The organism is Arthrobacter sp. BF1, assembly GCF_056680215.1.
This window is the reverse complement of record NZ_CM155271.1, coordinates 4,028,359-4,048,767: the sequence shown is the minus strand read 5'-3', so window position 1 is coordinate 4,048,767 and position 20,409 is coordinate 4,028,359. Positions and strand designations below refer to the sequence as shown.

The 20,409-nt window shown below is 63.0% G+C and carries 17 protein-coding genes and 2 rRNA genes; 13 read left to right on the top strand and 6 right to left on the bottom strand.

Annotated features, from left to right (window positions below; translation table 11 throughout):
- Positions 1-13 precede the first annotated feature (13 nt).
- Positions 14-553, bottom strand: a complete 540-nt coding sequence (locus AC1MCD_RS18990; protein ID WP_498674246.1) for a TetR/AcrR family transcriptional regulator — start codon at positions 551-553, stop codon at positions 14-16.
- Positions 550-2,514: an MFS transporter gene (locus AC1MCD_RS18985; protein WP_498674244.1), complete on the bottom strand. Its 1,965-nt coding sequence runs from the start codon at positions 2,512-2,514 to the stop codon at positions 550-552. Before AC1MCD_RS18985 ends, AC1MCD_RS18990 begins: the two co-directional genes overlap by 4 nt.
- Positions 2,515-2,751: 237 nt before the next feature.
- On the opposite strand from AC1MCD_RS18985, the gene AC1MCD_RS18980 reads away from it, so the two are divergent.
- The 6 genes from AC1MCD_RS18980 (at position 2,752) to AC1MCD_RS18955 (ending at position 8,944) form a co-directional block, all read left to right on the top strand.
- Complete coding sequence (locus tag AC1MCD_RS18980) at positions 2,752-3,855, top strand: ABC transporter substrate-binding protein (protein WP_498674242.1); 1,104 nt, start codon at positions 2,752-2,754, stop codon at positions 3,853-3,855.
- A gap of 10 nt (positions 3,856-3,865) precedes the next feature.
- Positions 3,866-4,984: a FecCD family ABC transporter permease gene (locus tag AC1MCD_RS18975; protein ID WP_498674240.1), complete on the top strand. Its 1,119-nt coding sequence runs from the start codon at positions 3,866-3,868 to the stop codon at positions 4,982-4,984.
- Positions 4,985-5,019: 35 nt separating this feature from the next.
- Positions 5,020-6,099 carry a FecCD family ABC transporter permease gene (locus tag AC1MCD_RS18970; RefSeq protein WP_498678427.1) on the top strand — a complete coding sequence of 360 codons (1,080 nt, stop codon included), beginning with the start codon at positions 5,020-5,022 and terminating at the stop codon, positions 6,097-6,099.
- A 1-nt stretch (position 6,100) separates the two neighbouring features.
- A complete protein-coding gene (locus tag AC1MCD_RS18965) occupies positions 6,101-6,916 on the top strand; it encodes an ABC transporter ATP-binding protein (protein ID WP_498674237.1) in 816 nt (271 codons plus the stop codon).
- Positions 6,913-7,953, top strand: coding sequence for a siderophore-interacting protein (locus AC1MCD_RS18960; RefSeq protein WP_498674235.1), 1,041 nt, complete (start codon positions 6,913-6,915; stop codon positions 7,951-7,953). Before AC1MCD_RS18965 ends, AC1MCD_RS18960 begins: the two co-directional genes overlap by 4 nt.
- Positions 7,954-8,101: 148 nt before the next feature.
- Entirely contained in the window at positions 8,102-8,944 is an 843-nt protein-coding gene (locus AC1MCD_RS18955; RefSeq protein ID WP_498674233.1) for an SGNH/GDSL hydrolase family protein, read from the top strand.
- Here the strand turns inward: AC1MCD_RS18955 and AC1MCD_RS18950 are convergent.
- The gene (locus tag AC1MCD_RS18950) at positions 8,941-9,228 is read right to left on the bottom strand and encodes a YciI family protein (protein WP_309819291.1); all 288 of its coding nucleotides are present in this window, start codon (positions 9,226-9,228) and stop codon (positions 8,941-8,943) included. The two genes, AC1MCD_RS18955 and AC1MCD_RS18950, sit on opposite strands and share 4 nt — an antisense overlap.
- A 69-nt stretch (positions 9,229-9,297) precedes the next feature.
- Between AC1MCD_RS18950 and AC1MCD_RS18945 the strand changes: the two genes are divergently transcribed.
- Both AC1MCD_RS18945 and AC1MCD_RS18940 read left to right on the top strand, forming a co-directional pair.
- Positions 9,298-9,777 carry a MarR family winged helix-turn-helix transcriptional regulator gene (locus AC1MCD_RS18945; protein WP_498674230.1) on the top strand — a complete coding sequence of 160 codons (480 nt, stop codon included), beginning with the start codon at positions 9,298-9,300 and terminating at the stop codon, positions 9,775-9,777.
- Positions 9,778-9,816: 39 nt separating this feature from the next.
- Positions 9,817-10,578, top strand: a complete 762-nt coding sequence (locus AC1MCD_RS18940) for an SGNH/GDSL hydrolase family protein (protein ID WP_498674228.1) — start codon at positions 9,817-9,819, stop codon at positions 10,576-10,578.
- Here the strand turns inward: AC1MCD_RS18940 and AC1MCD_RS18935 are convergent.
- Genes AC1MCD_RS18935 through AC1MCD_RS18925 form a run of 3 tightly spaced genes read right to left on the bottom strand, consistent with a single transcriptional unit; the run spans position 10,575 to position 13,436 of the window.
- Entirely contained in the window at positions 10,575-11,396 is an 822-nt protein-coding gene (locus AC1MCD_RS18935) for an FAD:protein FMN transferase (RefSeq protein ID WP_498674226.1), read from the bottom strand. The two genes, AC1MCD_RS18940 and AC1MCD_RS18935, sit on opposite strands and share 4 nt — an antisense overlap.
- Positions 11,380-11,952 carry an FMN-binding protein gene (locus AC1MCD_RS18930; RefSeq protein WP_498674223.1) on the bottom strand — a complete coding sequence of 191 codons (573 nt, stop codon included), beginning with the start codon at positions 11,950-11,952 and terminating at the stop codon, positions 11,380-11,382. Before AC1MCD_RS18930 ends, AC1MCD_RS18935 begins: the two co-directional genes overlap by 17 nt.
- Positions 11,949-13,436 (bottom strand): ferredoxin reductase family protein, encoded by a 1,488-nt coding sequence (locus AC1MCD_RS18925; protein WP_498674221.1) that lies wholly within the window; start codon positions 13,434-13,436, stop codon positions 11,949-11,951. The genes AC1MCD_RS18930 and AC1MCD_RS18925 overlap by 4 nt, the downstream gene beginning before the upstream one ends.
- 327 nt (positions 13,437-13,763) lie before the next feature.
- Between AC1MCD_RS18925 and rpmB the strand changes: the two genes are divergently transcribed.
- The 5 genes from rpmB (at position 13,764) to AC1MCD_RS18900 (ending at position 20,401) form a co-directional block, all read left to right on the top strand.
- Positions 13,764-14,000: a 50S ribosomal protein L28 gene (gene rpmB, locus AC1MCD_RS18920; protein ID WP_026532175.1), complete on the top strand. Its 237-nt coding sequence runs from the start codon at positions 13,764-13,766 to the stop codon at positions 13,998-14,000.
- Complete coding sequence (rpmG, locus tag AC1MCD_RS18915) at positions 14,000-14,167, top strand: 50S ribosomal protein L33 (RefSeq protein WP_013602737.1); 168 nt, start codon at positions 14,000-14,002, stop codon at positions 14,165-14,167. The genes rpmB and rpmG overlap by 1 nt, the downstream gene beginning before the upstream one ends.
- A gap of 3 nt (positions 14,168-14,170) precedes the next feature.
- Entirely contained in the window at positions 14,171-14,476 is a 306-nt protein-coding gene (gene rpsN / locus AC1MCD_RS18910; protein ID WP_164204161.1) for a 30S ribosomal protein S14, read from the top strand.
- A gap of 709 nt (positions 14,477-15,185) precedes the next feature.
- A 16S ribosomal RNA gene (locus AC1MCD_RS18905) occupies positions 15,186-16,709 on the top strand.
- 543 nt (positions 16,710-17,252) lie between these two features.
- Positions 17,253-20,401 (top strand): 23S ribosomal RNA (locus AC1MCD_RS18900).
- Together the 16S and 23S rRNA genes form the textbook arrangement of a ribosomal RNA operon.
- The last annotated feature ends 8 nt before the right edge of the window (positions 20,402-20,409 follow it).

The window sequence follows — 20,409 nt, the reverse complement described above, 5'->3', positions numbered from 1 at the left end:
TAGTGAGAGGGTTTCAGGGGTTGCCGGCGTCGATTTGGGCTTGGATGATAGCGCCAAAGTGGCCCACGAGGTCGTCGAACTCCCAGTGGTCAAACAGCCCCAGCGTGCGGAACGTTTCGCCGAACCCGGTCATCAGGGCGATCACCGTTGCGGCCGTGCGACAGTCCGGTGATGTGTCCCCGATGACGCGGGCGACGGCGGCGAGGTAGCCTTCGCGGATTCCGGTACGGGCCGTTTCGGGGTCCGGGGCGTCCTGGATGGCAAACGGAATCATGGCCCACGGCTCCTGCACGCCGCGTTCGCGTCGCATCAGGACGCGGAACACCAGCGCCCTGCCGAGCTCCGACGTCGGGACATCCAGGTCGGTGAGCAGCGATTCGTCCGGTTGCGCCGCGGCGAAGAGTTTTTCCTTGGAGAGGAACAACTTCATGACCAGCGCCGCCGAAATGCCTGCGTCGGCGGCGATGTCCCGGACCGTCACACCGCGGTAGCCGCGTTCGCCGAACAGGCGCCGGGCTGAGTGCAGGATTGCGTCGTGGCTGGGGCTGCTCATGCCCGCACCGGCTCGCCGGATTCCACAGCGGGTGCGGCGAGGTCCAGAGTGACGGAACGGTTGTCCACCGCCAGCTTTCCGGCCAGCGCCTGGTGGGTCACCGGATGCAGCATGGTGACAACGTAGCGGCCGGCCGGAGGCAACGGAAAGGCGTACGTGCCGCTGTTGTTGGTGTGCGTGGTTTCCATATGCTCGCCGGTAGCCTGCAGCAGCGTCACCATGGCGCCGGATACAGCGCGGCCGCCAACACTGACCGCGCCGCTGAGCTCCAGCCGCTTCCCCAGGAGGAAGTTGTGCTGGAGGGTGTGGCCGTCGAAGTCGAAGACCTGGGCCAGCGGTGCCCAACCGCCCGCATTGGCCACTACGAGGTATTTGCCGGCCCCGGGCAGGGCCACGGAATAGTTGCCCTCTGCGTCCACGCGGCTCCAGTCCACCGGCTCGCCGCCGGTCTGCAGAACGGTGACGACGGCGGGCGTGAGGGGGCGGTGGTCCGCTGCCAGGACGCGTCCCTGGACCACGAGTTCGCTGACGGCGCCGACGGGCGCCGCCGGGCGGGGTGCGGCCAGCCGCGGGATGAAGACCGCGGCAAGGATGGATCCCGCTGAGGCAAGGGCCGCCATCCAGAAGACGTCCTTGAAGGCATCGAAGGACGGAAGGTGGGCGGCGCCCACCGTAATGGTCACGGAGGTGAGGACGGCGGCGACGGCGGCGCTCGACGTCGACGTTCCGATGGACCTGACCAGGCTGTTGAGTCCGTTGGCCGACGCCGTCTCTGTGATGGGCACGACGCCCATGATCAGGGTGGGCATGGCGGCGTAGGCGATGGCCGTTCCGATGCTGACCACCGTGGAACCGATAATGACCGACGCGATGGAGTCGTAGAAGAAGACACGGCCCACATAGCCGGCAATCATGACCGCAGCACCGGCAATCAGCGTGGTCTTTCCACCAAAAACACGGATTAGGCGGCCGGAAACGGGTGCGAAGATCACCATGGCGAGTCCGGACGGGACCATGCACAGCCCCGCCGTGATGACGCTTAGCTGGAAGCCGTAGCCGGTGGACGTGGGCAGTTGAAGCTGCTGCGTCGTGAGCAGCATGTTCGCGAACATGGCGAAGCCGATGAGCAGGGAGGCCACGTTGGTCATCAGTACAGGCCGGCGGGCGGAAGTCCGGAGGTCAACCATCGGATGGCTGACCTTGAGCTCGTAGGGGACCCACATGGCTACCAGCACCCCGGCGCTCAGGAACAGCAGCAGGACCGGTTCGGAGCCCCAGCCCCACGAACCGCCTTTGGAGATGGCCAGCAGGAGGGCCGCCAGTGCGGCGGACAACACCACTGCTCCGGCGTAGTCGAATCGCCCGGGCGTGCGGACCTTGGATTCGGGAACCACGAGCAGGACTGCCAAAAGCAGCAGGGCGCCGGCCGCGCCGGATACCCAGAAAATGGACTCCCAGCCCAGATTTTCGTACAGCACGCCGGCCAGCGGCAAGCCCATGGCGCTGCCGATGCCCAGGGTGGCGCTCATCAGTGCCACCGCCGATCCCATCTTTTCCTTCGGCAGTTCGTCGCGCATGATGCTGATGCCCACGGGAATCAGGGCCGAGGAGAACCCCTGGAGGGCCCGTCCGATAATGAGCCACAGGAAAGACCCGCCAACTGCGGCGATGACAGAGCCGGTCACCATGATGGCCAGGCAGATCAGCATCATTTTTCGCTTGCCGTACATGTCCGCGCTGCGGGACACGATGGGCGTCGCCACGGCGCTGGAAAGCAACGTAGCGGTCACCAGCCAGGAGGCGTCGTCGGCAGTTACGCCCAGGATGCGCGGGAAGTCCGGAAGCAGCGGCACCACGAGCGTCTGCATCAGTGACACCACCGTGCCGCTGAGCGCCAGGACTGCGGTGATGAGCGACGGCGCTGGGTTGCGTCGGGGACGGGCGGCGGCGGTACGGGGCATCTGCTGCTTTCGACGGGGAGCGGGGTGTGGGGGCCGGGGACGGACACGCGGTCAGCAACACGCGGCGCGGTGAACGGGCGTTTACCCTCCTTTAGTGAACCACCGTTCACCCCTGTGCCGCAATTCTCGGGCCTGTCTTCCGTGTCACATGCGCAATTACGCCACGCAAAGCTTTCCTAATTGGCACGAGGGTAGGCTAGCCTTACTTAGGTTTGCTTCACTGACCTAAGGAGTTTCGTGACTTCCCCCCTCTTCCGTGGCCCCGGCGCCACCCGCCGGACCCTGTTCAAAACAGCCGGCAAGGCTTCTGCGGTGCTGGCAGCGGCGGCACTCACCCTGTCGGCCTGCTCGACGGGTCCCGCAGCGAGTACGCCCGTCGCCGGCACCTCCAGCACAAGCAGCTCCCAGTTCCCCGTCACCATCAAGCACGTCTTCGGCGAGACCACCATCAAGGAACAGCCCACACGCGTGGCCACCGTCTCCTGGGTCAATGACGACGTTGCCATTGCCCTCGGCGTTGTACCCGTGGGCGTGCCCAAGAACGACTGGGGCGGCAATGACCAGGGCTCCACACCGTGGAAGGACGCCGCCCTCAAGGAACTGGGCGCCGCATTTGGCACGGACAAGGCGCCGGTCCAGTATTCGGAGGCCGACGGCATCAACTTCACCGAAATCGCCAAGCTCACCCCGGACGTCATCCTCGCCGCGTACTCCGGGCTGAGCGAAGAGGACTACCGGAAGCTCAGTGAGATCGCCCCGGTTGTGGCCCACCCCGAGGTCGCCTACGGCACCTCCTGGCAGGACTCCACCGCCATCATCGGTAAGGCGCTGGGCAAGGATGCAGAGGCCACCAAACTGATCGCTTCCACCGAATCGACGGTCAAGAACCAAGCTGCCAAGTACCCCCAGATCGCCGGCAAGAGTTTCATCTACGGCTACGCGAATCCCTCAGATCCCTCAGCCACGGGCTTTTACACCGCCAACGACAACCGTCCGAGGTTCCTGTCTGCCATCGGCATGAAGCTCGCCCCGGTCGCCGAAAAGGCCTCCGCCGGCTCCAAGGAATTCTTCCTGCCCTGGTCCGCCGAAAAGGCCAACGAACTTGAGTCCGATATCTTCCTGAGCTCGGTCGAGGATGCCACTATCGGCGAGGCCGTCAAGAGCGACCCGCTGTTGGGCCAGATCCCGGCGGTCAGGAACGGTGCGTTCGTTGCCGATGCGGACAAGAGCCTGGTGCTGGCCATCTCCGCGTCCTCGCCGCTGAGCCTGCCCTGGGCGCTGGACGCCTTCCTGCCGCAGCTCGCCTCGGCAGCGGACGCAGCAACCGGCGCAGTGAAGTAAGCACCCTTTCATGACGGAAAGTACGACGGCGGCACGCGCCCGGGAGCGAGATGTCGGCGCTTTGGTGCCCCCAAAGCGCCGAAACCTCACCCCTCGGCGTCCTCGCGGCGTCCGCTCCCGTTCCTGGAGCCGCGCGAGGGGTGGGCAAGCAGCGTGGCTGCTGGCCGCCGTCGTCGTACTGGCTCTGTTAGCAGCCGCTTCCCTGGCCGTCGGGGCCCGCGGGCTTCCCCTTGCCACCGTGTGGCAGGCCCTCATCCAGGTCGATCCCGCTAACGGGGACCACGCGGTGGTGCATGCCCGCATCCCGCGCACTGTCCTGGGACTGCTTGCCGGCGGTGCACTCGGACTGGCGGGCGCCGCCATGCAGGGTGTGGCCCGTAATCCGCTGGCCGATCCGGGCATCATGGGCGTTAACGCCGGCGCGGCGCTGGCTGTGGTCACCGGCATCTATGTCTTCGGAGTTTCATCCCTGACCGGCTACATCTGGTTCGCTTTCGTCGGCGCCGCAGTGGCCGCCGTCGTGGTTTACGTCATCGCCTCGCTGGGCAGGGACGGCGCGACGCCGGTCAAGCTCGCCCTCGCCGGCGCGGCCCTCAGTGCCGGTCTGTTCTCGCTCATGAACATCATCCTGGTCTCGAGCCAAGACACCCTTGACCGGTTCCGGTTCTGGCAGGTGGGCGGAATCGCGGGCCGCGATTGGTCCGTGGTGCTCCCCGGACTGCCCTTCCTGGCCGTCGGAGCCGTGATCGTCCTCTGCACCGGCCGCATCCTCAACAGCTTGGCCCTGGGGGATGACATCGCCCGCGGCCTCGGCCAGCGCGTGGGCCTGGCCCGGGGCATCACCGCATTGGGCATCGTGCTGTTGTGCGGCTCCGCGACTGCGCTGGCCGGACCCATCGGCTTCGTTGGGCTGGTGGTACCGCACGCTGTCCGCTTCCTCACCGGTCCTGACTACCGCTGGATCCTCCCGTTCTCCCTGGTCCTGGCCCCGGCGCTGCTGCTCGGCTCCGACATCATCGGCCGGGTGGTGCTGCTCCCGGGCGAGGTCCCGGCCGGAATCATGACGGCGCTGGTGGGCGCGCCCGCCTTCGTCTGGCTGATCCGCCGCGGGAAGGGGGTGGGACTGTGAAGATGGTCGCCCCGCCCTCCAAACACCCCGCCCAGATGACACTTGACGGCAGTCGCACGCGCAAACATTGGCGTTATTTGCCATCTCGCGTACGGAACCGGACCTGGTTCCTGGGCTGCGCCGTCGTCCTGATGTTCGCCGTGTACGTCCTGCTCGGCAGCTACACCGTGACCATCCCGGACTTCGTCAGAATCCTCGTCGCGCACCTGACCGGTGGCCAAAGAATTCCCGGCGCCAGCTTCATCGTGATGGAAAACAAGCTCCCGCGGGCGGTCATCGGCACCCTGATCGGCGTGGCCTTTGGCCTGGCCGGCGGCCTGTTCCAGACCATGCTCCGCAACCCTTTGGCCAGCCCGGACGTGATCGGCATCAGCTACGGCGCCAGCGCGGCTGCCGTCACGGCCATCGTGGTCTTCGGCGCCTCCGGGGCGGCGGTCTCCGGCGCTGCCCTCATCGGAGCGCTCGGGGTGGCCGCCGTCATCTACGCCATTTCCCGTGGCGGGTCCCTCGGCTCAGGCGGCGGCAATGGGGGGAGTGCTGCCGGCAACCGCCTGATCCTGGCCGGGGTGGGCATCGCCGCCGCCCTGCACGCCGTGGTCAGCTTCCTGATGACCCGGGCCGACATCCGCACCGCCGCCGATGCGCTCGTCTGGCTCAACGGCTCCCTCAACTCCGCCAACTGGGACCGTGCCGCCACGCTCTCCCTCGCACTCCTGGGGCTCATCCCGGCGGTCATCGCCCTCGCGGGCCCGCTGCGCGTCCTGGAACTCGGCGACGACACGGCAGCCGGGCTAGGCATCCGGGTCGGGTTCACGCGGCTTGCCGTGGTGGTCACCGCGGTGGCCCTGGCAGCGGTGGCGACGGCGGCAGCCGGCCCGGTAGCGTTCGTCGCCTTCCTCTCCGGTCCCATTGCGCGGCGCTTCGCCAACAAAGCCAGCCTGCCGGCGTCGGCCTTTGTGGGTGCGCTGATTGTCCTGACGGCCGATTATTTTGCCGCCAACATTGCTCCCTTGCTGCTGGACGGCACCGTGCTGCCCGTCGGCGTCATCACCGGCGCGCTCGGTGCCCCCTTCCTGCTGTGGCTCCTGGTCACGGCCAACCGAAAGGATGCCTGACATGGCTGTTCTCAGCGCACACGACCTCACACTGAAGTACGACCAGCGCTGCGTGGTGGACGGGCTCACGGCAGAAATTCCCGAGGGCAAGGTGACCATGATCGTCGGCGCCAACGCCTGCGGCAAGTCCACGCTCCTCCGCGGCCTGTCCCGCCTGCTCAGGCCTGCCGCCGGAGTGGTGACCCTGGACGGCAAGGACATCCACGCTTGCCCCGCCCGCGAACTGGCCCGCACCCTGGGTCTCCTCCCGCAGCACCCCACCGCCCCGGACGGCATCACCGTCCGGGATCTGGTGGGGCGCGGGCGGTATCCGCACCAAGGGTTTTTCCGGAGCTGGGGAGAAAAGGACGACGCCGCGGTGCGGCGCGCGCTCGAGGCGACGGAAACGCTGGAACTCGCGGACCGGAACGTTGACGAACTGTCCGGCGGGCAGCGGCAGCGGGTCTGGATCGCCATGGCGCTGGCCCAGGAAACCGACGTGCTGCTGCTGGATGAACCCACCACCTACCTGGACCTCGCGCACCAGGTGGAAGTCCTGGACCTGGTCACGGACTTGAACCGCAAGCGCGGCACCACGGTGGCCATCGTGCTGCACGACCTGAACCTGGCGCCACGCTACGCGGACCACGTCATCGCCATCAAAGCCGGGGCGATCGTGGCCCTCGGCGCCCCCAAGGAAGTTGTTACCGAAAAGCTGGTCCGCGACGTCTTCGGCCTCGAGTCCAGGGTCATTCCGGACCCCGTTTCGGGAACCCCGCTGGTCATTCCCATCGGCCGCCACCACACCCCCATCAACGAACTGGAGCTCGTTTCATGAAGACCCGAGAGATCGCCGCCACCGAGCCCATGACCCTTGCTTTCGAGGTCACCGTTTCCTCCGTCCAGGAGCTGAGCCCCAACTTCCGGCGCATCACCTTCGGCGGCTACTCGCTGCGCGACTTCGGCGTTTCCGGGGACACCCTGGACCTGCGGATCAAACTGATGATTCCCTCGCTCGACGGCGACGGGCAGCAGATCCCGCTGCCCACCTTCAACATGAACGCCTCCGGCTGGTACCAGGAATGGCTCGCGATGGACCCCGCCGTGCGGGGCTCCATGCGCACCTACACCGTCCGCAGCGAACGCCTGGACGGCGTCTACCCGGAAATCGACGTCGACTTCGTGATGCACTTCGACGCAGGTGGACAGGGCGGGCCCGCCGCCAACTGGGCGCAGCACGCCCGGCCCGGCGACGCCCTCACCATCATCGGACCCAACAACCGTGCCGCGCAGTGCCGCACGGCCGAAACCTACGGCGGCATCGAGTGGCGTCCGGGACTGGCCCAGCGTGTCCTGCTCGCGGGAGATGAAACCGCCGTTCCCGCCATTTCCGCCATCCTCGAAGGCCTGCCGCCCTACATGACCGGCCACGCCTTCCTTGAGGTCCCCGAAGCCGGTGACTTCCTGGACCTCACGTCACCCGCCGACGTCGAAATTACCTGGCTTGCCCGCGGTGCAGCCATCGGACGCTCCCGCCCCCACGGGGAGCTGCTGCAGCACGCCGTGCGCAAGGCCGTGCCGGTGCCCGGGTGGGTGGGCATCAAAGCGGCTGACGGCGGCGCAGGCCCCGAGCCCGAGGACGTCAATGTGGACGTGGACATCCTCTGGGAGACTCCCGCGCGGATGGAGACGTCCGCGATTGAGGCCACCAAAAACCCCGACGTTCCCGCCGGTGCCATGCCCTTTTACGCCTGGATTGCCGGCGAAGCCGCCGTCATCAAGGACATGCGCCGGTATCTCGTGCGGGACGTCGGGATCGACCGGAAACAGGTTGCGTTCATGGGCTACTGGCGCCACGGCAAAGCCGAGGGCTGACCGCTCCAGGGACGGAGGGGAGGCATCCTCGGCGTGCTCGCTCGTTCCTCGCTTAGACGCACGCTGCCGGATGCCTCCCCTCCGTCCAGTCACCTTGCATTTACCTCCCCTTTCCCTCGCCGCTTCTTCGGGTGGTTAGGGTGGCCGGGTGGTTGGTGATCCTTTGTTGCCCCGGAGTGGCCGGCGCGTTTTTGTTGCTCTGGGGGATTCCTTCACGGAGGGCGTCGGGGACCGGGACGAACGGCTGCCCAACGGGGTGCGGGGCTGGGCTGACCGGGTGGCCGAGAAACTGGCAAAGGCCAACCCCGGCTGGGAATACGCCAACCTAGCGATCCGGAGCAAGCGGCTGCGCCATATCGTGAGCGAACAGCTGGAGCCGGCGCTGGCCCTGAAGCCGGCACTCATCAGCCTTTACGCCGGCGGCAACGACATCCTGGACATCGGCACGGACATGGCCGTCCTCATGGATGAATACGAAATCCTTGTGGCGCGGCTGGCCGGGAGCGGGGCCACGGTGGTCCTGTTCACGGGCTTCGACGTCAAGGTTTCAGCGGTGCTGGAGCTGCTGAAGAAGCGGAACACCATCTACAACCAGCGGGTGCGGGACATCGCCGCAAAGTACGGCGCCGTGCTGGTGGACTACTGGTGCCTGGATGCCTTCCACGATCAGCGGATGTGGGACTCGGACCGTCTCCACATGTCCAAGGCCGGCCATAAATATCTCGCAGGGCAGGTATTGGACCAGCTCGGCGTGCCACACAAAATCCAGCCCAAGGAATGGGAGCCGCTGCCCAGGCTGAGCCTGCGCGAGTGGGAGCAGCGTCAGCGGCGCTGGGTGAACGACTGGGTGTTGCCACTCTTTGGCCGCAAGATCAGGGGCATCACGCTGGGGGACTCGCTGCACCCGCGTTGGCCTGAACCGGTCAAGGTACCCCGCAAGGGCGGGCTCAAGAAGCTGGCGGAAAAGCGTGAAAAGGCCAAAAAGACCTAAGTGTCCAGCAGGTTTTCGTAGCCCTCAGCCACTGTCGTGGCGGTGAACTCGATGACCTCGAACTCGGCCACACCGTTGCTGTAGAACGGGTCCCGGGCCAAGGCGGCGTCGAGGGTGGCGCGGTCGGCCTTGGACAACAGCACACCGCCCACCGCCGGAACCAGGCGTCCGGACGCGAGGAACACGCCGTCGTCGAACGCCTGTTTAACCCAGGCCATATGCGCGGGGCGGTGGTAGTCAACGATGTCTTCGGGCACTTTGTACGTGAGCGACACAACAAACATAGGCCCAGCCTACCGGCGCGCGGAAGGGGCACTTGAACTGTCAAAAGTTTGTCCTCCTAGAATGGAGTCATGACCGAACCGCGCTGGCTCAACGCCGACGAACGCCGTGCCTGGCTGGCGATCCTGAGTATCAACACCCTGCTCCCTGCCGCCCTGGACAGCCAGCTCCACACTGCCGGCAAGGTGTCCCTGTTCGACTACAACGTCATGGCCATGCTGTCTGAGGCCGAGGGGCATTTTCTTCCCATGAGTGAGCTGGCGGCCCGGACCAGTTCCTCGCTTTCGCGGCTCTCGCACGTGGTGTCCAAGCTGGAAAAGCGCGGCTGGCTGGAGCGGCGCCCGCACCCCCGCGACGCGCGTGTCACCACCGCACACCTGTCCGACGACGGGATGGCCACTTTGGTCTCGCTCGCACCCGGGCACGTGGAAGCCGTCCGCATGAAGTTCCTGGACGCCCTGACGGACCGCGATGTCAACGATTTGGCCCGCATCGGGGAAAAGATTGTGGCCCGGCTCGACGATGACCATTGGATTCTCCGCGAAAGCTGATTCTTGGTTGCTCGCGGCAACAGATGACAAACTGGCGTTATGGATTTCTCGACCCGGTATGTAGCCCTCGGCGACTCCTTTACGGAAGGGGTGGGCGATGACGATCCCACGCGTCCCAACGGTGTCCGCGGCTGGGCTGACCGCGTGGCTGAGCAGTTGGGCGCGGCTGATCCCGGCTTCGGCTACGCCAACCTCGCCATCCGCGGCAGGAAACTGCGCCAGATCATGGCGGAACAGGTGGACGCCGCCGTCGAACTTAACCCCACCCTGGTGACCATGTACGCGGGCGCCAACGACATTCTGCGGCCCAGGATCGACATCGACGATCTGCTGCAGGAATACGACGCCGGCATCCGCAGGCTGACCGCGACCGGAGCCACCGTGGTGATGTTCACCGGCTTCGATGCCCGCGGGTCCAAGGTGTTCAGCACCATGCGTGGCCGCACCGCGATCTACAACGAACTGGTCCGCGGCATCGCCGGCGACCACGGGGCGCTCCTGGTGGACTACTGGCGCTTCAACGAGTACTACGACTGGGGCATGTGGGCCCAGGACCGGATGCACATGTCCGCGGCAGGGCACGCCAACATGGCCAAACGGGTGCTGACGGTCCTCGAACACGACCATTCGATCGAGGTTCCGCCCATGACCCCTGTCCCGGAACTCAGCAGGGCCGATGCGATCCGCGCCAACGCCCGCTGGGTCCGCGAATTCGCCGGGCCGTGGGTGGTCCGGCGGGTCACGGGCAAGTCCTCCGGCGACGGCCTGAAGCCCAAGTACGGCCAGCTCACGCGCCTCTAGCGGCGGAAGTCCGGCGTTCCCAACAATGCTCCGTCCTGGCTAACAGCAAGCACGGCAATGTCCCAGCCGTCCGTGGCCCGGTCCAGCATCGGTATGCCGCCGGCCACGATCGCCGTGGCAAGGACGTCGGCCGTGGTGATGTCCGCGGCGGCAACCGACACCTGGACAAACGCCGTGGCCTCCCCGGGCCGTCGCCAAATGTGGTCCCCCCGCTCAGCCGAACCGGATGTGGCCAGCGCCGAGTGCCGCCGTCGTGCACCCAGCGGGTAGCCGGCCAGCAAGGCCCCGCGATCGGCAGGATCCATGATGCCGGTGTCCCAGGGGTCGTCGCTGCCGGGCCCGGGCGAACCGCTGACCAGGATGTCGCCGCCCGCGTTGAGGCACCAGTCTCTGCGCCCCAGTGCCAGCAGCGAGGTCCCGGCCTCCTGGATTGCATAAGCCTTGATGAGGCCGGAAAGGTCCAGAACGCCGTCGGGCCTTTCCGGTGTGAAAGCCCCGTGCGTCCGGAGCCGCCACTCCAGCGCCTCCGCATACCGCTCGCGCATGCCCGGCGACGCGTCGCGGAGCGAAAGCTCGCCACGCGCCAGGCTGCTGGCCTCGGAATCCTCCTTGTACAGGCTGAAGGTCTTGTCCAGGTCATGGAAAATGCGTTCGACGACGGCGGTTGCAGCTGCGAGCTCGTCGTTGGCTGGGTGCCCTTCCGGACCGGGGTCGCCGGGCATTGTCAGGCTGATCACCGTGCCCATGCAGTGGAAGGTGGCGGCCTTGAGCGGCGGGATCGCCTTGGGGCGTGCCGGGTTCTCAGAGGTTCGCGGCATCGATGGCTGCCTGGAGGGATGAGAGGTAAGCATTGCTGGTGACCGTGGCGCCGCTGATGGTCTTGACCGCGGCGGACTGCGCTGACAGGACTTCGGTGCGGAGGAGCGGCGCGGCCCGGTTGCTGATCTGGATCGATTTGCGGTCGTCATCGGTCAGTTGGAGGGCGGTTACCTCGGAAATTTTTCCGGCGCTGACAGTTATCTGGACCTGCACGGCGCCGAATCTCGTCTGCACCACCGATCCTTTGAAGGTCCCTGCCGTGGCCGCGCTGCCGGATGTGCCGGAGCTACCTGCCGAGCCCGAGGAACCCGAGCTGCCTGTGGAACCGGAGGAACCCGACGCGCCGGACGAACCGGAGGTGCCCGACGAACCGGAGCTGCCGCTTCCCGACGCCGACGCGGCACCGCCGGAGGTTCCGGCACCGCTGGTGCCGGCCGCCGTCGTATTGCTGTTGTTGTTGGTGCTGACCCCCGCGACCTGGGTTCCGGCCTGCCAGCCGGCCAGGAGGATTCCCGCGGAGGCAATGGCTGCGGACAGTGCTCCTCGTGCTTTCACCAGTCAAACCTTTCGTGATGGATCTGGTCGGGCCGGACACCCGCGGCGCGGGCATCGGCAATGACGTTGCCCGTCCAGCGGGCCGGACCGCAGACATAAACGTCGGCATCCGCAATCTCCGGGATGTAGGACGGGAGGCTGTAGCCGCTGCGGACGGCGTCATCGGGAAGCCAGGTGGTGGAATTCCACCGCGCACGGGGGCCGGTGAGGTGGAACAGCCTTGCGCCGCGCTGCCGGCAGAGCTCGAGGATTTCGTCCTTGAGGTAGAGCTCCTGCTCGGTGTGGCCGCGAAGCAGGACGGTGGCCTGGCCGGGGGCAAACGGTGTGGTTTCCAGGAGTGCCCTCAGCGGGGTGATGCCGATGCCGGCGCCGATCAACACCACCTTGTCCCGGCTCCTGGCCGCAGTGCTGAACAAGCCGTAGGGGCCTTCCAACGCCACCTTGGTTCCAGGCCGCAGCCGGACCAGCTGGGCGGACCCGCGGCCCAGGTTTCGGACCGTGATGCGGAGGGTGCCCTGACCGTCCGGACCGTATGCGGCAGGTTCGGCGGACAGGCTGAACGGGTGGGGATGCCACCACAGGCCGGGTGCCAGGAACCGCCAGACGAAGAACCGGCCGCCCGCCCCGGCCAGCCGTTCAAGCTGCCGGCCTGTCATCTCAATGTTCACCACGCCCGGAGCCACACCGGTGACCCTGCTGACTGTCAGCTGGTGCCGTGAGGTGGCCACCAGGGGCTGGGCCACCCGGTAATAGAGGAGAGCTGCGCCGGTCGCGATGCAGACGGCGAGCCAGTACCACCGCTGCCACGTGCCTTCAGCAAAGAGCCCGCCCACACTGAACTGGTGGGGGAGGGAGGTCCCGACGGCGGCGTACGTCAGCAGGTGCACCACGTACCAGAATTCGTATGGGAAACGGCGCCGGACGGCCACCAGTGACGTCACCACCACCGCGATGAACAGGGCTATGGACACAAACGCGAGCCACATGTCCGGGACCAGCGTCCACAGTGCGATTGACTCGCTAATGGGGTCCAGCCCTTCGGCCATCCCGTAGCCCACGGCGACCAGCAGCCCATGTGCCAGGAGGAGGTAGAGCGAGGGTTTGCCGAGCTTCCGGTGGAATTCCAGGGCACGGTCGTGGCCCACGGTCCGATCGATGAACGGAATGCGGGCCACCAGCAGCAGCATCAGCAGGACAAGGTCCATACCCGCCAGGCCCGCAACGATTCCTGCGGCGGTGAAGAATGCGGCCGGTGAGCTGACCGCTGATACGCCGCCGTCGGCCAACCAGAGGGCCACCGCAGCCGCCACCGAACCCCACGCGAAAACGGTGAGGAGGTCGGCCCGCAGCATCCGCTGCCGGTTTTGCCTGGCGAAGCGGCCACGGTCGGTTCGTCCGCGCGAAGGGGCGCGGGAAGGGGAAGGGAGCCCGGGTTGGCCGGGGCGGCTTGTCGCCGGAGTGGCCGGCAGGAGCTGTGTCTTCATGCTTCAAAGGTGCGCCCCCAAGCTTTCATTTTGCTGTGAAAATGAGGGGTTGCGGGCTGTGATCTTCTGGAAAGCGCCGACGGTGCTTATACACCCTTCGCCGGCGGATTGGTCTTTAATTGCCTGAACTCGTAGACTTGGTGGGCGCTAAGTGCGCGGAGCGTGCGCAATTGCTCCGGTGGCCCGGTAAATTTCTCCAGGGTAGCCGGTAGTTAGGGGCTCAAGTTGCGTGACTAACCGTTCACCCTGATCACTTTGGGTCGCTCTTAGACGCATGATCCTGCAGCAGATATGCGGATCATTACTTTCAATTCTTGAGGAGAAGTCATGGCAGCACACTGCCAAGTGACCGGAGCCGAGCCGGGCTTTGGGCACAGCATTTCGCACTCGCACCGCCGCAACAAGCGTCGGTTCGATCCGAACATTCAGAAGAAGCGCTACTGGGTTCCGTCCCTGCGCCGTAACGTCACGCTGCAGGTTTCTGCACGTGGCATCAAGACCATCGACGTACGCGGCATCGACGCAGTCGTCGCCGCAATCCTGGCTCGTGGGGTGAAGCTCTAGTGGCTAAGGACAAGGACGTACGTCCGATCATCAAGCTCAAGTCGACCGCGGGCACGGGTTACACCTACGTAACCCGTAAGAACCGTCGTAACGATCCGGACCGCATGGTTCTGAAGAAGTACGACCCCAAGATCCGCCAGCACGTCGAATTCCGAGAGGAGCGCTAAACCATGGCTAAGAAGTCCAAGATTGCTCGCAACGAGCAGCGCAAGGTCATCGTTGAGCGTTACGCTGCAAAGCGCCTCGAACTGAAGAAGGCTCTGGTTGACCCCAACTCAACCGACGAAGCACGCGAAGCTGCACGCCTCGGCCTGCAGAAGCTGCCCCGCAACGCGTCCCCGATCCGTCTGCGTAACCGCGACATCATCGACGGCCGTCCCCGCGGTACCTTCCAGAAGTTCGGTATCTCCCGTGTTCGCTTCCGCGATATGGCTCACCGCGGTGAGCTCCCGGGCATCACCAAGTCTTCCTGGTAATTCAGCACCGCTGATTCCAGCTGCTTGAGAAGGGCCGGCAACCGATTGGTTGCCGGCCCTTCTGCGTTTAAAGTCATCGGTGAGCGAACTCGGTATAGCTCGCGCACCGATGCTATGTCTTAGCGGTCCGCGTGGACTTCCCCAAGCTGTGGGGCAGCGCACAGAAACCGAATACGACGGCGGCGGGAGACTTTGCGTGTTTGCCGGGCATGTGGGCCCGGATTGGCGGGGAAGCGGACCCCTTGAGGGGTCGATTTGCGGTGGGGGTTGGGTGGGTGTATTGTTTTCTAAGTCGCCGCGAGGGGAACAGCGAGTAGCTGGTTACCGCGGGCGGCCAAACCCCCCAATTTCAAGACCATGTTCTGGTTGCTCTTTTGAGGCGCCGATTTGTGGTGGGGGATGGTGTTTTCTGCTGGTGCGGGTCCTGGAAGATGGATTTGCGTCGGGGCGGGAAACCGGGTAACTTTGAAAAGTTGCTCCGGAGCGATCCACGGTTGTTTAGTGCTGGTGGTGGTGCCGGGTGTGTCTGTTGTTTGAGAACTCAATAGTGTGCCAAGTTTGTTGATACCAATTTATTATTAATTGGTTGAATTGACTGGATCGTGCCGCCCCTGTGGTGTGGTCTGGTTTTTACAGCTGGTTTCAAATTTTGCAGTGCGGTTTCCGCGTTATTTCCGTGGTTCCGTGTTGTGTTCGTTTTTGTTTTACTTCAACGGAGAGTTTGATCCTGGCTCAGGATGAACGCTGGCGGCGTGCTTAACACATGCAAGTCGAACGATGAACCTCACTTGTGGGGGGATTAGTGGCGAACGGGTGAGTAACACGTGAGTAACCTGCCCTTGACTCTGGGATAAGCCTGGGAAACTGGGTCTAATACCGGATATGACTCCTCATCGCATGGTGGGGGGTGGAAAGCTTTTGTGGTTTTGGATGGACTCGCGGCCTATCAGCTTGTTGGTGAGGTAATGGCTCACCAAGGCGACGACGGGTAGCCGGCCTGAGAGGGTGACCGGCCACACTGGGACTGAGACACGGCCCAGACTCCTACGGGAGGCAGCAGTGGGGAATATTGCACAATGGGCGAAAGCCTGATGCAGCGACGCCGCGTGAGGGATGACGGCCTTCGGGTTGTAAACCTCTTTCAGTAGGGAAGAAGCGAAAGTGACGGTACCTGCAGAAGAAGCGCCGGCTAACTACGTGCCAGCAGCCGCGGTAATACGTAGGGCGCAAGCGTTATCCGGAATTATTGGGCGTAAAGAGCTCGTAGGCGGTTTGTCGCGTCTGCCGTGAAAGTCCGGGGCTCAACTCCGGATCTGCGGTGGGTACGGGCAGACTAGAGTGATGTAGGGGAGACTGGAATTCCTGGTGTAGCGGTGAAATGCGCAGATATCAGGAGGAACACCGATGGCGAAGGCAGGTCTCTGGGCATTAACTGACGCTGAGGAGCGAAAGCATGGGGAGCGAACAGGATTAGATACCCTGGTAGTCCATGCCGTAAACGTTGGGCACTAGGTGTGGGGGACATTCCACGTTTTCCGCGCCGTAGCTAACGCATTAAGTGCCCCGCCTGGGGAGTACGGCCGCAAGGCTAAAACTCAAAGGAATTGACGGGGGCCCGCACAAGCGGCGGAGCATGCGGATTAATTCGATGCAACGCGAAGAACCTTACCAAGGCTTGACATGGACTGGAAATACCTGGAAACAGGTGCCCCGCTTGCGGTCGGTTCACAGGTGGTGCATGGTTGTCGTCAGCTCGTGTCGTGAGATGTTGGGTTAAGTCCCGCAACGAGCGCAACCCTCGTTCTATGTTGCCAGCGCGTTATGGCGGGGACTCATAGGAGACTGCCGGGGTCAACTCGGAGGAAGGTGGGGACGACGTCAAATCATCATGCCCCTTATGTCTTGGGCTTCACGCATGCTACAATGGCCGGTACAAAGGGTTGCGATACTGTGAGGTGGAGCTAATCCCAAAAAGCCGGTCTCAGTTCGGATTGGGGTCTGCAACTCGACCCCATGAAGTCGGAGTCGCTAGTAATCGCAGATCAGCAACGCTGCGGTGAATACGTTCCCGGGCCTTGTACACACCGCCCGTCAAGTCACGAAAGTTGGTAACACCCGAAGCCGGTGGCCTAACCCCTTTATGGGGAGGGAGCTGTCGAAGGTGGGACTGGCGATTGGGACTAAGTCGTAACAAGGTAGCCGTACCGGAAGGTGCGGCTGGATCACCTCCTTTCTAAGGAGCACCTACAACAACCCTGCCAGGCGTTATGTCTGTGTGGTGGTGTTGTCAGGAGTACGCCCGTTGCGCAGACGCAAGTTCTGCGGCGGGTGCTCACGGGTGGAATATCAGCAAATAGGTGCCTGGCGGCACATGCCGGCGGCTAGTACGAATCATGGTTCCCTTCGGGGGGTGTGGTTCTGGAACGTTCGCCGGTGTTCTATCGCTGGGTAGTGTTTGGCACACTGTTGGGTCCTGAGGCAACAGGGCCGGGTGGGATGCGTTGTGGCTTACGGGCTGTGGTGTGTTCTTGTCCTGGTACTTGTTTGTTTCTGGTTTCCTGGCTGCACCGATCACACGGTTGCTTGTCTCTTTGCGGGGGCGGGTGTGTGTGGGGTGTGTGGTTTGGGGTTGTTGTTTGAGAACTACATAGTGGACGCGAGCATCTTTTATAAGAAGCAATTTCCAAGAATATGAACCTGGATCTGTTGTTCTGTCTTTCGGGATGGAGCAGTGGTTTCTGTGGTTCTCTCGAAAATTTCTGAATTGATCTTTTGTGGTCAAGTTTTTAAGAGCACACGGTGGATGCCTTGGCATTAGGAGCCGAAGAAGGACGTAGGAATCTGCGATAAGCCTGGGGGAGTCGATAACCGGACTGTGATCCCAGGGTGTCCGAATGGGGAAACCCCGCCAGGGGAGCGATCTGCCTGGTGACCCGCATCTGAACACATAGGGTGCGTGGAGGGAACGCGGGGAAGTGAAACATCTCAGTACCCGCAGGAAGAGAAAACAATAGTGATTCCGTTAGTAGTGGCGAGCGAACGCGGATCAGGCTAAACCGTTCCATGTGTGATAGCCGGCGGGCGTTGCATGGTCGGGGTTGTGGGACTTTCCATACCAGTTCTGCCGGATTGGTGGGGTGTGATGTGCAGGCATAGGTGAACGGTCTTGAAAGGCCGGCCAGAGAGGGTGTGAGCCCCGTAACCGAAATGTTTTGTGCCGCCTGTGAGAGTATCCCAAGTAGCACGGGGCCCGAGAAATCCCGTGCGAATCTGTCAGGACCACCTGATAAGCCTAAATACTCCCTAATGACCGATAGCGGACCAGTACCGTGAGGGAAAGGTGAAAAGTACCCCGGGAGGGGAGTGAAACAGTACCTGAAACCGTGTGCTTACAATCCGTCGGAGCATCTGCAGCTTGCTGTATGGGTGTGACGGCGTGCCTTTTGAAGAATGAGCCTGCGAGTTAGTGTTACGTCGCGAGGTTAACCCGTGTGGGGAAGCCGTAGCGAAAGCGAGTCTGAATAGGGCGTTGCAGTGGCGTGATCTAGACCCGAAGCGAAGTGATCTACCCATGGCCAGGTTGAAGCGACGGTAAGACGTCGTGGAGGACCGAACCCACTTCAGTTGAAAATGGAGGGGATGAGCTGTGGGTAGGGGTGAAAGGCCAATCAAACTTCGTGATAGCTGGTTCTCCCCGAAATGCATTTAGGTGCAGCGTTGCGTGTTTCTTACCGGAGGTAGAGCTACTGGATGGCTAATGGGCCCTACAAGGTTACTGACGTCAGCCAAACTCCGAATGCCGGTAAGTGAGAGCGCAGCAGTGAGACTGTGGGGGATAAGCTTCATAGTCGAGAGGGAAACAGCCCAGACCACCAACTAAGGCCCCTAAGCGTGTGCTAAGTGGGAAAGGATGTGGAGTTGCGAAGACAACCAGGAGGTTGGCTTAGAAGCAGCCATCCTTAAAAGAGTGCGTAATAGCTCACTGGTCAAGTGATTCCGCGCCGACAATGTAGCGGGGCTCAAGTACACCGCCGAAGTTGTGGATTTCAAATTTTTGCCAAGCCGCTCACTTGTTGGGTTGGTTCAGGCGTTTGGAGTGGTAGGGGAGCGTCGTGTGGGCAGTGAAGTCGCGGTGTAAACCAGCGGTGGAGCCTACACGAGTGAGAATGCAGGCATGAGTAGCGAAAGACGGGTGAGAAACCCGTCCGCCGAATGATCAAGGGTTCCAGGGTCAAGCTAATCTGCCCTGGGTAAGTCGGGACCTAAGGCGAGGCCGACAGGCGTAGTCGATGGACAACGGGTTGATATTCCCGTACCGGCGAAAAACCGTCCATGTTGAACAGGGGATACTAACCGCCCGAGACCTGCCCAATCACCCTTGTGGTGTGCGGGTTTTGGTGGAGCGCGGGACCTGATCCTGGGAGGCAAGCGTATTAACAGGTGTGACGCAGGAAGGTAGCCGAGCCGGGCGATGGTTGTCCCGGTCTAAGGATGTAGGGCGAACGGTAGGCAAATCCGCTGTTCATGATGCCTGAGATCTGATGGGACCCCCGTAAGGGGGGATTTGGTGATCCTATGCTGCCGAGAAAAGCATCGACGCGAGGTTTTAGCCGCCCGTACCCCAAACCGACACAGGTGATCAGGTAGAGAATACTAAGGCGATCGAGAGAATTATGGTTAAGGAACTCGGCAAAATGCCCCCGTAACTTCGGGAGAAGGGGGGCCCCAACCTTGAACACCACGTGCTGGTGGGAGGGGATCGGGGCCGCAGAGACCAGGGGGAAGCGACTGTTTACTAAAAACACAGGTCCGTGCGAAGTCGCAAGACGATGTATACGGACTGACTCCTGCCCGGTGCTGGAAGGTTAAGAGGACCGGTTAGCCCTTACGGGCGAAGCTGAGAATTTAAGCCCCAGTAAACGGCGGTGGTAACTATAACCATCCTAAGGTAGCGAAATTCCTTGTCGGGTAAGTTCCGACCTGCACGAATGGAGTAACGACTTCCCCGCTGTCTCAACCATAAACTCGGCGAAATTGCAGTACGAGTAAAGATGCTCGTTACGCGCAGCAGGACGGAAAGACCCCGAGACCTTTACTATAGTTTGGTATTGGTGTTCGGAGTGGCTTGTGTAGGATAGGTGGGAGACGTTGAAGCCCGGACGCCAGTTCGGGTGGAGTCATCGTTGAAATACCACTCTGGTCACTTTGGACATCTAACTTCGGCCCGTAATCCGGGTCAGGGACAGTGCCTGATGGGTAGTTTAACTGGGGCGGTTGCCTCCTAAAAAGTAACGGAGGCGCCCAAAGGTTCCCTCAGCCTGGTTGGCAATCAGGTGTCGAGTGTAAGTGCACAAGGGAGCTTGACTGTGAGAGAGACATCTCGAGCAGGGACGAAAGTCGGGACTAGTGATCCGGCGGTACATTGTGGAATGGCCGTCGCTCAACGGATAAAAGGTACCTCGGGGATAACAGGCTGATCTTGCCCAAGAGTCCATATCGACGGCATGGTTTGGCACCTCGATGTCGGCTCGTCGCATCCTGGGGCTGGAGTAGGTCCCAAGGGTTGGGCTGTTCGCCCATTAAAGCGGTACGCGAGCTGGGTTTAGAACGTCGTGAGACAGTTCGGTCCCTATCCGCTGCGCGCGCAGGAAATTTGAGAAGGGCTGTCCTTAGTACGAGAGGACCGGGACGGACGAACCTCTGGTGTGTCAGTTGTACTGCCAAGTGCACCGCTGATTAGCTACGTTCGGATGGGATAACCGCTGAAAGCATCTAAGCGGGAAGCTCGCTTCGAGATGAGATTTCCATACACCTTGTGTGTGAGAGGCCCCCAGCCAGACCACTGGGTTGATAGGCCGGATGTGGAAGCGAGGACTAACGACTCGTGAAGCTGACCGGTACTAATAGGCCGATAACTTACACCACACACTCTC

Bases quoted from the DNA above. Each gene is read 5' to 3' on its own strand.
- AC1MCD_RS18950 (WP_309819291.1), bottom strand. From the start codon at position 9,228: ATGTTTGTTGTGTCGCTCACGTACAAAGTGCCCGAAGACATCGTTGAC.
- AC1MCD_RS18970 (WP_498678427.1), top strand. From the start codon at position 5,020: ATGACACTTGACGGCAGTCGCACGCGCAAACATTGGCGTTATTTGCCA.
- rpmB (WP_026532175.1), top strand. From the start codon at position 13,764: ATGGCAGCACACTGCCAAGTGACCGGAGCCGAGCCGGGCTTTGGGCAC.
- AC1MCD_RS18960 (WP_498674235.1), top strand. From the start codon at position 6,913: ATGAAGACCCGAGAGATCGCCGCCACCGAGCCCATGACCCTTGCTTTC.
- AC1MCD_RS18965 (WP_498674237.1), top strand. From the start codon at position 6,101: ATGGCTGTTCTCAGCGCACACGACCTCACACTGAAGTACGACCAGCGC.
- AC1MCD_RS18940 (WP_498674228.1), top strand. From the start codon at position 9,817: ATGGATTTCTCGACCCGGTATGTAGCCCTCGGCGACTCCTTTACGGAA.
- AC1MCD_RS18990 (WP_498674246.1), bottom strand. From the start codon at position 553: ATGAGCAGCCCCAGCCACGACGCAATCCTGCACTCAGCCCGGCGCCTG.
- rpsN (WP_164204161.1), top strand. From the start codon at position 14,171: ATGGCTAAGAAGTCCAAGATTGCTCGCAACGAGCAGCGCAAGGTCATC.
- AC1MCD_RS18985 (WP_498674244.1), bottom strand. From the start codon at position 2,514: ATGCCCCGTACCGCCGCCGCCCGTCCCCGACGCAACCCAGCGCCGTCG.
- AC1MCD_RS18975 (WP_498674240.1), top strand. From the start codon at position 3,866: ATGACGGAAAGTACGACGGCGGCACGCGCCCGGGAGCGAGATGTCGGC.
- AC1MCD_RS18945 (WP_498674230.1), top strand. From the start codon at position 9,298: ATGACCGAACCGCGCTGGCTCAACGCCGACGAACGCCGTGCCTGGCTG.
- AC1MCD_RS18935 (WP_498674226.1), bottom strand. From the start codon at position 11,396: ATGCCGCGAACCTCTGAGAACCCGGCACGCCCCAAGGCGATCCCGCCG.
- AC1MCD_RS18925 (WP_498674221.1), bottom strand. From the start codon at position 13,436: ATGAAGACACAGCTCCTGCCGGCCACTCCGGCGACAAGCCGCCCCGGC.